At 55.3% G+C, this 12,818-nt stretch carries 13 protein-coding genes; 3 read left to right on the forward strand and 10 right to left on the reverse strand.

Annotated features, from left to right (window positions below):
• Positions 1–26: 26 nt before the first annotated feature.
• Together CXF87_RS01810 and CXF87_RS01815 are read left to right on the forward strand one after the other, a co-directional pair.
• Complete coding sequence (locus CXF87_RS01810) at positions 27–1,109, forward strand: PA0069 family radical SAM protein (RefSeq protein ID WP_008956998.1); 1,083 nt, start codon at positions 27–29, stop codon at positions 1,107–1,109.
• Between the two features lie 41 nt (positions 1,110–1,150).
• Positions 1,151–1,456, forward strand: coding sequence for a winged helix-turn-helix domain-containing protein (locus CXF87_RS01815; protein WP_008956999.1), 306 nt, complete (start codon positions 1,151–1,153; stop codon positions 1,454–1,456).
• Here the strand turns inward: CXF87_RS01815 and CXF87_RS01820 are convergent.
• The 4 genes from CXF87_RS01820 to coxB are packed head-to-tail and all read right to left on the reverse strand — an operon-like array spanning position 1,438 to position 7,634.
• Positions 1,438–3,651 (reverse strand): heavy metal translocating P-type ATPase, encoded by a 2,214-nt coding sequence (locus CXF87_RS01820; protein WP_198555980.1) that lies wholly within the window; start codon positions 3,649–3,651, stop codon positions 1,438–1,440. The genes CXF87_RS01815 and CXF87_RS01820 overlap by 19 nt on opposite strands.
• A 5-nt stretch (positions 3,652–3,656) precedes the next feature.
• A complete protein-coding gene (locus CXF87_RS01825; protein WP_101145259.1) occupies positions 3,657–4,013 on the reverse strand; it encodes a hypothetical protein in 357 nt (118 codons plus the stop codon).
• A gap of 4 nt (positions 4,014–4,017) precedes the next feature.
• Complete coding sequence (ctaD, locus tag CXF87_RS01830; protein WP_101145260.1) at positions 4,018–6,558, reverse strand: cytochrome c oxidase subunit I; 2,541 nt, start codon at positions 6,556–6,558, stop codon at positions 4,018–4,020.
• On the reverse strand, positions 6,555–7,634 hold the full coding sequence (coxB, locus tag CXF87_RS01835; protein WP_008957003.1) for a cytochrome c oxidase subunit II: 1,080 nt from the start codon (positions 7,632–7,634) through the stop codon (positions 6,555–6,557). The genes ctaD and coxB overlap by 4 nt, the downstream gene beginning before the upstream one ends.
• Before the next feature lie 35 nt (positions 7,635–7,669).
• Between coxB and CXF87_RS01840 the strand changes: the two genes are divergently transcribed.
• On the forward strand, positions 7,670–8,131 hold the full coding sequence (locus CXF87_RS01840; RefSeq protein ID WP_008957004.1) for a DUF2231 domain-containing protein: 462 nt from the start codon (positions 7,670–7,672) through the stop codon (positions 8,129–8,131).
• A gap of 10 nt (positions 8,132–8,141) precedes the next feature.
• Here CXF87_RS01840 and CXF87_RS01845 read toward each other — a convergent pair whose 3' ends face one another.
• The 6 genes from CXF87_RS01845 to CXF87_RS01870 all read right to left on the reverse strand — a co-directional run bounded on the left by CXF87_RS01845 (position 8,142) and on the right by CXF87_RS01870 (position 12,814).
• Positions 8,142–8,567, reverse strand: a complete 426-nt coding sequence (locus CXF87_RS01845; protein ID WP_008957005.1) for a CopD family protein — start codon at positions 8,565–8,567, stop codon at positions 8,142–8,144.
• Between the two features lie 79 nt (positions 8,568–8,646).
• Positions 8,647–9,447, reverse strand: coding sequence for a DUF2797 domain-containing protein (locus CXF87_RS01850; RefSeq protein WP_232774515.1), 801 nt, complete (start codon positions 9,445–9,447; stop codon positions 8,647–8,649).
• Between the two features lie 28 nt (positions 9,448–9,475).
• Positions 9,476–9,760, reverse strand: coding sequence for a YeaC family protein (locus CXF87_RS01855; RefSeq protein WP_008957007.1), 285 nt, complete (start codon positions 9,758–9,760; stop codon positions 9,476–9,478).
• A 9-nt stretch (positions 9,761–9,769) separates the two neighbouring features.
• Positions 9,770–10,621, reverse strand: a complete 852-nt coding sequence (locus tag CXF87_RS01860; RefSeq protein WP_101145262.1) for a rhomboid family intramembrane serine protease — start codon at positions 10,619–10,621, stop codon at positions 9,770–9,772.
• Between the two features lie 226 nt (positions 10,622–10,847).
• On the reverse strand, positions 10,848–11,864 hold the full coding sequence (locus CXF87_RS01865; protein WP_232774512.1) for a metallophosphoesterase: 1,017 nt from the start codon (positions 11,862–11,864) through the stop codon (positions 10,848–10,850).
• Between the two features lie 2 nt (positions 11,865–11,866).
• Complete coding sequence (locus tag CXF87_RS01870; protein WP_101145263.1) at positions 11,867–12,814, reverse strand: NAD(+) kinase; 948 nt, start codon at positions 12,812–12,814, stop codon at positions 11,867–11,869.
• Positions 12,815–12,818 lie beyond the last annotated feature (4 nt).

Raw genomic sequence — 12,818 nt, forward strand, 5'->3', positions numbered from 1 at the left:
ATAATCATATTAACAGAGGTGATTCCATGGCATCTCTTGGCCCCCCTTTCCAGCCAAACTCTTACAAGGGACGCGGAGCGACCTATGACCCGCACAACCGTTTTGCACCTAGCCATAGCGTGGTGGAAGACGACGGTTGGTGGCGTGAGGAAGCCTCTACGACCATCGCCACCGAAGTGCGAGAGGAAGTGAGTAAGAGCGCACTGTCGTGGAATAAATCACCGGACTTGCCATTTGACCGCTCACTGAACCCTTATCGTGGTTGTGAACATGGCTGCGTTTACTGCTACGCACGCCCTTCCCACGCTTACTGGGATTTATCGCCAGGGCTGGATTTCGAAACCAAGTTGATTGCCCGCAGCGGGTTGGTGGAACGGTTAACAGAGGAGCTTTGCCACCCCAACTATGTGTGCCGTCCGATCAACCTTTCCGGCAACACCGATTGCTACCAGCCGTTAGAGGCTACTTATAAAACCACACGCCGCTTGCTGGAGTTGCTGTTGGAGTGCCGCCATCCGGTAACGCTGGTAACTAAAAGTACGCTGGTGCTACGCGATCTAGAACTATTGGCAGAGATGGCAGAGCATCGCCTGGTGCGTGTGTTTGTTAGCTTGACCAGCCTGGACGCCAATTTAAAGCGCACGCTAGAACCACGGGCGGCGTCGCCTCAAGCGCGCTTACGGGCTATTCGTGAACTTAATACCGCGGGAGTCCCAGTCGGCACATTGATTTCGCCGGTTATTCCAGGGCTGACTGATCATGAAATTGAAAAGCTTCTAGAAGCAGCCAGCCGTGCGGGGGCGAGAACGGCGGCCTGGATGCTACTGCGCTTACCTTACGAAGTGGCGCCGCTATTTGAAGCGTGGTTGGAAGCTCATTACCCAGAACGCGCGGCCAAAGTGATGAGTCTTATGCGCCAGTGCCGGGGCGGCAAAGCCTATGATGCCCAATTTGGAAAGCGCTTTCGTGGTGAAGGGGTATTCGCGGATTTAATTGCCCAGCGCTTTGCCCGCGCCAGCCGCCAGTGGAACATGCAGGATCGCACCGAGCAGGGCTTGAACACGCGGGATTTCCGCCCACCACGGGCGCAGGGCGACTTATTCCTTTAAGCTAAGCAGCGCTTTAATCAATTTGCTGTTAAGGAAGCCTAATGTCCGCGCTTAGCAAAACGAAATCGAGTTTTTACCGACGTTTATACGTGGCCCATCTGATCGAACATGGCGCTGCCAGCGTGCCTGCACTCATTGAAGCCACCGGCATGCCACGGCGTACCGCCCAGGATACGATAGCCTCCCTTGCCGAATTAGATATCGAGTGCGTATTTACGAAAGATGAAGGCGAGCGCCACAACATTGGCCGCTACCAAATACGTGACTGGGGGGCGATTGACCCACGTTGGGTGGCAACGAATGCCGAGCGGCTTAAACAGGCACTCGGCTATTCCGGAACCCTCTGATCGTTTTCCTCCGGCTCGGCCCACGCTAACCGTGCGGCATTGAGCGTGACACTCAGCGAACTTGCCGCCATGGCGAGTACCGCGACCAGTGGCGGAATGGCCATCACAGCTACCAGCCCTAGTGCCAGCGTATTATAAAGTGCCGAGAAGAACAGATTCTGCACCATGATGCGCCGGGTGCGTTTAGCAATGCTAAGCAGTTGCACTACACCACCCATTCCCGGTGTCATGAGCTGTGCAGAAGCCCCTTCACGGGCGGCTTCGCTGGCACTTAGCGGGGCAATACCCACATCAGCCGCGGCCAAGCTCAACGTATCATTCAAGCCATCACCCACGTAAAGCGTTGGCGATGGTAGCGCCTGCAACAGCCTCGCTTTGGCTTCAGGCGAACGCTGGGCATAGCAAGCTTCTCGGGCAAGCCCTATCTGCTCACCCAGCCAGCTAACGGCCCCCTGCCGGTCGCCGCTAATCATCGCTACCACATAGCCTGATGCGAGCAGACGCTTCATGCTTGGAGCGGCATCCCCCACCGGTTGATCAGCCAGATAGAACGTGGCCAGCCAGCCCGCTTCGTCAGCCAACATTACTTGAGAAGCAAACGTCAGCGCGGGGTCTTCAGCTTGAAATGGCAACGCAATCTGCTGACGAGTTAGCCAATTAGCGCTGCCTAGCGTTAGCCACTCGCCGCTATTTAGCTGCACTCGGCGCCCTTCCCCAGGCGATTCATTTACTTCTATATTCTGATCCGGATTCTGCTCAGGGTGCTGATCACGTTGATCATCCGACCAGTGGGTTAACGCGTGCGCTAGCGGATGTTCGCTTCCAACGACGGCGGCGCTTAATTTGCGCTGCACAGTATGCTTATCAACGCCCTCCCGCGCCTGCCAATGCAGCACGGAAAGATTGCCGATCGTTAAGGTGCCGGTTTTATCCAGTGCTACCGAGCGAATGCGCGCCAAGGTTTCAAGCGCTGCCGGGTCGCGTAGCGCAATACCTTGCTGCATGGCCTGACTGCTACCGGCAAGGCTTGCCAACGGCACGGCAAGCCCCACAGCACAGGGGCACGCCACCACCAGTACGGAAAGCGCCCGCACAAAGGCCTCTTCCCAGCCCGTTCCAAATAACAGCGCAGCAGGCAGCGTCAGTAACGCCAGCACAAGCGCTAAGGGGCTTAGCCAAGCGGCAAAGCGGTCAGCTAGCTTCTGCAGCTCGCCTTTTTTGGCCTGATAGCGGCGCATTTCGTCGCATAGACGGTCTAACCGGCGCTTGCCTACCCCGGCGCTCACCTGCATTACCAGCGGCGCTGCCCCCAGGTAGCGGCAGCCTGCATAGACCTTCTGACCTGTATGAAAGTGGCGCGGCAGGCTTTCACCGGTCAGCGAGGCGGTATCGATCCAGCCAGGCGCCTCCAGAGTGCCATCAAGCGCTACCAGCTCACCTGGCGCTAACTCGGCGCGCATTCCTGCGGCCACTTCATCGGCAGGAACCATTACCCAATGTTCATGTTGGTAAACGTTTATGTTCGCGTTCGGTAGTGTTAATGCGTCCAACGCTTTTAACCCACGGTGACGGCACAGCGTTTCCACTAACCGCCCGACTAGCAATAGCACAATCAGCATCACCGCCGTATCGAAATATACTTCCGATGAACCGCGCCATAAAAGCCCGATCGAGACGAGCACCGCGCCAAATACACCAAGGCTGACGAGCACATCCATTCCAGGGCGTTTGGCTAGCAATGTACGCCACCCCGCTCGGTAAAACGGCACGCCCGCAAACAGCACCACGGGAAGTGAAAAAGCACCCGACACCCATGCCACTACCTGCTCGACCTGTTCATTGGGCAAGGCGGATGCGTAGATCAGAACTGAGGCAAGCATAGTCCACATGCCAAATAGCGAACCCACCATCAGTCTAAGTGTGAGGTAGCGGCTCTCCTCTTCCAGTCGCGCATGGGCATCGCCCACCGGCTCAAGTTCCGTCAGCCGGTAGCCTAGTCGCTTAACCTTTGAGGCAAGCACTGAGAGCTGAGTCGCGGCTGGCGTGCCGCTTATACAGAGCGTGGCGCTGGGATAATGCACGCTAACGTCGTACACGCCATCACTCCGTTTGAGGGAGCCTTCCACGGCCAACGCGCAACTGGTGCACCACATACCGTGAAGGGTATAGAGCTTGTCTGCGTTAGTGTCAGTCATACCACTCACAGGCAAGGCGGAATACCGATGATGGGCATCGCTGCAAACAATACGCCGAAGGTAGAAAAGAGATAGAGCCCGGCAGAAACCCGTGCATTAAAGCGCAGCCGCCCGGCATGACGTTTGCTAATGCGGTAACACCCCATCGTTAACGCGGCTAATAGCGCAACGGCAGCAAGACTGACCATAAGCAGCAACGCATTAACGAGGGTAAAAACACCTTGTTCTGGGTCAGGGGGCATGACTTCACAGGCCACAGCATGGCCACCGTAAACTGTTACAAACCAAGCACTCCAAAGCGTTAAGCCAATAACAAAGTGTAATGGGTGAGTGAGGTGTAAGCGCTGCATCACGATGGTCATCCGCCTAACTCCCTATGACACGGGGCAGCACGGCAAGCGCGCCCACGATGATCCAGAACGTCGCCACGTTATAACGCCACAATTGAGCAACGACAGCGGGCTCAAAAGGTGCATGGGCGCCCACATAGCCATAACCCACCCGTAGGCCCTGAAGCAGCGTTAGCACAGCACCCAAACCCCCATGAAACAGTGCATACGCTAGACCCACCATAATGATTGCATCATGAGAGTTCTCGTTAACCGCAAGGTCTGCGCTCAGCAGTACCCAAAGCGTGATGCCCACCTGCAAAAACCCAAGCGCACTAATACTAAACATGCCTAGTGACAGCCCAGCATCACGCTGCTGACGCAACCCACTTATCAGTTTTTCGAGGATGCCTGCACCTACCGTGAGTGCTCCACCAGCCAACAGCAGGCCCACCAGGGAGAGCGGTGAAACCTCAGGCATTCGCCATTCAGGCGAGACCGTCCAAAGGTAGAACCAGCCAAACAAATAGGAAAGGAAGAATGAGCCATTAGCGAGCATGGTTATCGACATTGCCCATAGCCCGGGACCATCCATGGTGCGCGAGTGCAGCGGTGGATCGCCGGGAGCCACCCGTGCATCAGGAGCGGCTTTAGGATGTGCACCGTTTTCCCATGACCAGCGCAATAGAAACAATCCAGCGACCACCACGGCGATAACGGCCAACGGGTAAAGGCGAGTCAGCAGACTTAAACACACCACTGCCAACGCCATCGCAGCGAAAAGCGGCCACCACGAGTTCCCCGGCAGGTGAATAATTTCGCGCACTTTGCCGGTTAACGGATCGGTTCCCCACATTTCACGTCGCCCATGAGTCGCTACCGCCAAACTATGCTGGCCTTCCGCTATAGTGCGCGGCAGATCAGGGTCATCCCAAAGCGGGTGACGTGTCTCGATTTTTGGCAAACTGACAAAATTATAGGCGCTTGGCGGCATGCTATTGGCCCACTCAAGGCCATCAGCATTCCATGGATTAGGCTTAGCGGGCTTGCCAAAACGGAAGTGTAGGGCAAAATCCAGTAGCACCATGGCAATCCCCGCCGACATAATGAAGCCGCCTACTGAAGAAATTAGATTAAAAACATCCCAACCCATGCCCGCGTCATAAGAGTAAACACGGCGCGGCATACCCAGCAGCCCGGTCCAGTGCATAATCAGGAACGTGGTATTAAAACCGATGAACGTCAGCCAGAAGCCCCACTTACCCAGCGTTTCAGAAGGCATACGCCCAGAGAAGAGTGGCAGCCAGTAATAAAGCCCCGCGACCAGCGGGAAGAACATGCCGCCGACTAACACGTAGTGCATATGTGCCACCACGAAGTGGGTATCGTGCACTTGCCAGTTAAACGGCACTAGCGCCAGCATTACCCCCGTTAAGCCGCCGCATACAAAAATAATCAAGAAGCCTAATATCCACAGCATCGGCAGCTTCATCTTCGGCTTACCCAGCCATAACGTCGCCAGCCAAACAAACACCTGAATCGCCGTGGGTACCGCGACCAGCATACTGGCGGCTGAAAAGAAGGCTTGGGCCAGCTGGGGAATCCCCACGGTAAACATATGGTGGACCCATAACCCAAAGCTGATAAAGCCGGTGGTGACAATGGCAAAAACCACCCAGCCATAGCCCACAATCGGACGGCCAGCGAACACCGGTATCAGCGTAGACACTATCCCCGCCGCCGGTAAAAAGATGATGTAAACCTCAGGGTGACCGAACAGCCAGAAGAGATGCTGCCAAAGAATGGGGTCACCGCCCCCGGCCGCGTCAAAAAAAGGCATCCCCGCGGCACGCTCAAGCTCAAGTAAAATACTGCCCAGAATCAGCGGCGGGAAACCGACCACAATCATTAAAGCCATCGCGAGAATGTACCAGGCAAACAGCGGCATTTTATGCAGCGCCATTCCTTGGGTACGCGTACGCAGTATTGAAACCACCAGTTCTACACCCGCAGAGAGGGCGGAGATTTCAACAAAGGTGATCCCCAATAGCCAAAAATCCGAACCTAAACCAGGTGAATACTCGCTACTACTGAGCGGGGTATACATGAACCAGCCGCTGTCCGGCGCCATCTCTAACACCAAACTAAACGTTAAGATGATCCCGCCGAATAGATAGCACCAGTAGCCCAGCGATGTCAGCCGTGGGCAGACCAGATCGCGGGCACCGATCATCTTAGGAATCATGTAAATCGCCAGCCCTTCGAGCATAGGAATAGCGAACAGGAACATCATCACCGTGCCATGCATGGTGGTGACCTGGTTATAGATATCCGGTGTCATGAAATCTTGATCAGAAAGCGCCAGCTGGGTGCGTACCAGCATGGCCAACAGGCCGCCAATCAAGAAAAACACCATCCCAGTGACCATGAACCTCAGGCCAAGGGTGGTGTGGTTTACAATGGTCAGTGCTTTTAAGCCGCGCGGATTTCCCCAGATCTCATGCAGATCGTTGTGCAACCGCTTAGGATTTTCGGGTAAATCGCCCGGTGGCGTCACTTCACGATTAATGGTCGTCATGGTGTCAAGCTCTCCAGCCAAGCACCCAGGGACGCCAAGGTAGCGGTGTCAATATCATCGTGGGGCGGCATTTTATTGCCTGGTTTTAAACGTTGATGGTGTTGCAGCCAGTGGGTCACCGCGCCCTCTTCCATGGCCATAATGCCCGCTCCTAAGCTGGTACGGCTGCCTAAATCAGAAAGGTCAGGCCCTTCTCCAGCCGTTGAGAGCCCGGCTACCCGGTGGCAGCTCGCGCAATGGGTCATAAATGCCTCCCTGGCAGGTTCATGCTGTTGGTCGTTTGTCGCTAGCGACGACAATTCATCCGTTTGACGGTCAGCCAACCAAGCGTCGTACTCGTCGCGCTCGACAGCTTCTACATAGAGCTGCATCTGGGCATGCTGGGCGCCGCAGAACTCGGCGCATTGAGCGCCAAATACCGCTGGCTCATCCGCTTCCAAGCGTATTTTATTGATGCGCCCTGGAACCATATCAATCTTGCCACCTAACCGCGGCACCCAAAAGGCATGGATCACATCGGCACCGGTGACATGAAAATCAATGGGCTCACCCGCCGGCATGATGAGTTGATTAGCAGTCACCACTTCGCCGCCTTCCGCTCCTGGGTAGCGCACTTCCCACCACCACTGATGGCCGATGACTTCAATCACTTCCGGTGGATCACTTAAAGGCAGCGTTAACATACGTTGCCCCGTCGGCACACCAAAAGTTAACAGCGCGATAATACTGGCGACTGGCAGTATTATCCCGCCGCCGACAATCCAACGCCGTGCCACCCGGCGCTCTTCTACCGGTGTGCGTGCCACCTCTTTACGCTTAAAGGTATACAGCCAAAAAACGGTGACCATGACCAATACGACGGTGCCAAAGCCTAGCATCACCCACCAAATCATCACCACATCTCGCGCAGCTTGGCCTGCCGGGTCTAGAATAGACTTATCGCCCGCGCAGCCGGTTAGCAGTAATCCAGCTAACAGGGCGAGCAGAATGCCCAGCCGGTTGACCCTCTGCTGGGTTAAGCGTTGAATACTTGTTAAGCGCTGGATACGTGTTAAACATTGAAGTCTAAGCCTCATCCCTGAATTCCTTTTTCTGCCCACAGGAAGTGACCATGGCAAAAACTCGCCAACTCTCGATCGTAAGCCGCGCCTCTATCGCCGGCCACCCATTGCATCCAGTGATGATTCATTTCCCGGTCGCTGCACTGTTGGCGCTGGTGGCCAGCGATATCGGCTTTTTGCTGAGTGGTGATGAATTCTGGCTGCGCGCCAGCTTGTGGCTGGCTGGCGTCGGTGCGTTTGGCGGCTGGATTGCCAGTACGGCGGGGATTATTGACTTGGTCACCGTGCCGCGTATTCGCCGCCTGATTACCGGTTGGAGTCATGCCATCGTAGCGGTCGTAATGCTCTCGCTGGCGTCGCTGAACTGGCTGCTGCGCTTTAACGACGCCAGCGCGATTTTGCCCTGGGGATTGGCCGTATCGCTGATCACCGCTGGCTTGATCGCCGTGGCGGGCCTGCTGGGCGGCCAACTGGTGTATGAACATGCGGTCGGTGTCGACGTTGAGGACTAGAGCCACAGTGTTAGCTCCAATCCAGCGGTTTTGCTAATACAAAGCCTAGCACACTGAGAATGGCCACTAACGCAACGCATAGCGCTGTCCAGTTGGCGGGCTTCACCCAACGGTAGTGGCCCTGCTCAAGGCGCAGTATTAACCAGCCAAAACAGCCATGAGCGGCCACCATCGCCACCACGGCGCCAAGCTTTAAGATTAACCAGCCGCCCAATATGCCATGGATAAGAAACAACAGCGTACCCGACGCAATCGCCACTAAGGCGGCAGGGGTAGCAAAAGAGATATAAAAAAACCGCGGCATTGGCGGCGTACCCTGTGCAAAGCCCGAGTCTTTACGTAGCTGCAGCGTTTGGCTGAGCAAAGCGGGCAAATACAACAGCGAGCCGCACCAGATCACTAGCGCGGCAATGTGAAGCAGTTTAAGCCAGGGCATCGGGGCTTCCTTGCATTGCTTAAGGCGAGATAATGCTACCCCCTAACCTTAGCCAACTCACCGCACTCTGGCTAGCCGATTAACTCACCTGGATCTCGTAACCTGTGAATTTGCGGAGATTAATAACGCCGCTATCAAGGAGCAAATACTGGCCTTTGACGCCTTGCAGCACGCCTTCCACCACCGGTTGCTTATCAAAATTATGCGACACCACTTTTTTTGGGAAGACGCTGACCGGGTAGTGAAATTCTTGTGCGGGCTGCTCCAAGGTGCGAATGGCATCTGCCCCATGAGTCTCGCGGAGTTGATTCAGCCCGCCAGCTAACAGGCTCAGCAGCCGGTCACGCTCAGCGGCTAAATCCATTGCTGTAACATCACCTTTAAGCATGGCCCGCCAGTTGGTGCGATCGGCCACCTGCTCTTTGAACAGCATTTCGACAAACCCCGATTGCTGCCGGGTATTGACTTCCAGAATCGGCAGCGCCTGTATCGCACCTTGATCCAACCAACGGGTCGGCATTTGGGTTTTGCGCGTAATACCCACTTTTAAGCCAGAAGAGTTAGCCAGGTAAACGATGTGAGGCTGAAAACAGTGCTTCTCTCCCCACTCCGGCTCACGGCAGGTGCCTTGGAAAAAGTGGCAGGTTTCTGGTTTCATAATGCAGGTATCGCATTGTGCTAACCGCTTAAAGCAAGGGTAACAGTGGCCTTGGGCAAAGCTCTTCTTGGTCGCCCGCCCACAGTGGGTACAGGCAATCGCGCCTGTCCAACGCAAACTAAGCGGCTCACCGATACGCTCATTAAGCGCGACACGATGCTCCCCTGCACGCAAATGGTAGGTTACCTGCTCATGCTGACGATCAGGCAGCGCTGCCGCCATTTTGCTTAAACAACCTTGCACTGCCGCTTCAATCACGCGTGGCATCCCGTGCCAAGCCGGCCATTTCTGGTGTTACATCAGCGCCGCTGGCAGCTGCCCCACAGGTACGCTGCTCTAAATAGCCTACGCGGCTCTCTTCCGGCACATTGTTCTCGGCTTCATAGCGCATCACGGCTTCCAAACAGAGCTCAGTCTGTTCGGGCGTTAAGCGACGACCATCAGGCCATTTGCGCAGCGATACCGCCTGTTTCAGGCTCTCATAGATCGCTGGGGTCATCTGGTTAATCATTTTCTCGAACGTCATTTCGCTCATTGCGGCCTCTTAATGTTTTTTCAAACGGCGGGATGAATAATACCAGCCTGTGACCAGCCCCACGAGTAGGCCACCCAAATGCGCTTCATTAGCGACATTACCAAAACCAACGCTGCCCGCCATATCGGTCATGGTGAACACCATCCACCCCAGCATGAAGACCACCAACATTTGTGGCACAAAGAAACCACTTCTGGGCACCCGCCGGGACATCAACCAAACGTGGGCCAGCAGTGCATAAACCACACCGGACATACCGCCAAACAATACGGTACCGGTCAGGTACTGAGCGATGTTGGCCCCTATGCCCGCCACAACAAGCAGCAGTAGCATAGTGCGGCTGCCCTGCAGCGCTTCAATCTGACGGCCGAAGTACCACACCCACATCAGATTAAATATCAAATGCATCCAGCCAAAGTGCAGAAATGCAGGCGATAGTAAGCGCCACACCTGCCCTGACGAGAGCGTTTGCGACAGCTGACCGAACACCAGCTCACCCCCTGAAATACCGATGGGCACGATGGTCAACGTCACGATCAGTTGGTCACCGAACACCTCTATCAGGGCAAACACCACCACACTTATCACAATCATCAAGGCCGTCACCGGCACTTGTTTGAGAGAAGTCAGGGAAGCAGTCATGTTGCGTGAACGCTTGGCTGAGTGCTGAAGCTCCAGGGGTTCCCCCTGTGTCCAGCGCTCTACCAGTGCTTTTAATTCATCGTGCTGACGAGGGTCAGCAATCCATAGCAGCTGGCCGTCGGCCTCGTCGGTAATGCGGTGACCAATGCGGTGGCGCCAAAGTGCCTTGCGCAGTTCGCTTGTATCCGCGTGATCGGGCAAAAGCATCACTGGATGCATAACATCCCTCTAATCAATGCGCTAACGGCACGCTGACCGCAGCGAGTAGGTATTGGGCGAGCTATCGGCTGCCAACAAGCAGGCAAAAAAAACCGGCGGTGGGGACCGCCGGAGAATAAAAGCAAGGGATCATTCAAGGGAACACTTACTCTGATAGCCGACAGCAGCGTTAGTTCAGCCGTTTTGCAAAAATTATGTAAAAAAAAGTAACCAAAGAAATAATCACCTAATCAAAATCAATTTCCCATGGTTTCGGCAATGCCCGCTCCTCTTTCGGCACCTTAATCCATACAAAGTGGTCGGCATTTAGCGTCGCCTCCCCGCTCCAGCGATAAGCGACTAACCGGCCATATTTGACCGCGCTGTAGTCTAAACAGGCGATATTGCGAGCGGGAAGCGACGGTATCCCTTCGCACCAGTAGTGACCAATAAATAACGGCGGCTGTTCTGGCCCATAATAACTCAATTGCTGCCGCTCTTCGGCCGTGAGTTCGCGGGTTTCAAGATCGCCGGGCAGGTTATCCGGTTGGAAGACCACATCACCCCACTGTTGTGGGTCTTGAGCCCAAAAGTGGGCGCGGAAACTTTTCCGCGTAAAGCCATCGCCAGAGTGTATCGCAATCCCTTCAGGCAGCGAGACATGCGGGCCTCGAGTGAGGCGATCTAGTATTTGATACGCTTGGGTAGTGGGGTCGGTGGATTCAACCAAAAACTCGGTGTCCATACATTGATCAGGACGTCGCTGCTTTAGCTCGTCAATCAGCGTCTGATCCCAGCAGGCATGCACCACCCGAATCCCATCTATCTCAAGGCAGAGCGGGATAGTTTTAAACCACGCCAACGTATCTTCCCACTCGTTGGTGTAGTCGCGATACTGCTCTAGGGTGTCTTGAATAATGCGATTATGCCGAGGAGTATGCTCACGCAGCCAGCGCTTGTGGCTACCTTCAGGCCCTGGATGGGTATACGCCAGGGCGTTGTACTCATGGTTACCCATCACAATGTAGGCCTCGCCCTGCTCTACCATCCGCCGGGCAATGGTCACAGCCAAGCGAATACGCGGCCCGCGATCAATCAGGTCGCCAAGGAAAATCACCTTGCGGTGTGGGTGGCGGTATACACCGCTGCGCTGATGATAACCCAGCTTTTCGAGTAATGCGGCTAACGTAGCGCCACAGCCGTGGACATCACCAATCAGGTCATATCCTTCCAGCTGAGGCCTGCCTTGCGTTTCACGCTGCATGCTTAATCCCCCAACCGGTGGCTCCAGCCTAATTTGCTGCGCAGCACTTCGTAGAAATTATGTCCGATGGGGTGCACCAGTTGAACGCGTTCAGGCTTACGGGTAATCACCAACACATCGTTAGGCTTCGCTACCGCCCGCGTTTGCCCATCGCAGCTTATATGCGGATAGGTTTGGTTAGTTTCGCCAATATGAATACGGATTTCGCTGGCGGCATCAATCACGATTGGCCGACTCGACAGCGTATGGGGAAACATCGGCACCAGCGTCACTACATCAAGTTTGGGGTGCATGATCGGCCCACCACCCGAGAGTGCATAAGCCGTAGAGCCGGTAGGCGTGGCGACAATTAAGCCATCGCTGCGCTGGCTATAAACAAACTGACCATCAATAAACAATTCAAACTCAATCATGCGCACCGCTTTGCCGGGGTGCAGAACGACTTCATTCAAGGCATCGCCGTTGCCCACCGCAACACCGTTACGGTAGAGCACGGCGTCTAACAGGAAACGCTGTTCAATCTCAAATTCGCCCGCGAGCACTTCACTAACACGAGTTTCCAGCTCATCTGGCGAAATGTCAGTAAGAAACCCTAAGCGGCCACGATTGACCCCTAAAATAAGCGTTCCGCTTCGGCAGAGCGTACGCGCCGCACCAAGCAAGCTGCCATCGCCTCCCACCACGATCACCAGATCGCACAGCTCCCCCAACATGCGGCGGCTTGCTTCCGGTTGACCATGGTGCGGCAAGGCAGTAGCCGTGCGGTCTTCCACCAGCACCGAATACTCATGGGCGACGAGATAGGTCACCAGGCGCTGCAGAGAATCGATTACTTTATCGCTACCCAACCGACCAATCAGCCCGATGGTTTTAAAGGGCCTGCCTGATTGATCGCTGGAGAGCGAGCTAGCCTCTGAAGATTTGGCATCTGGCGGTAAGGTGTTGCTCATGGGC

The sequence above is a fragment of the Halomonas sp. MES3-P3E genome, from assembly GCF_002836035.1.
GTDB lineage: Bacteria > Pseudomonadota > Gammaproteobacteria > Pseudomonadales > Halomonadaceae > Vreelandella > Vreelandella arctica.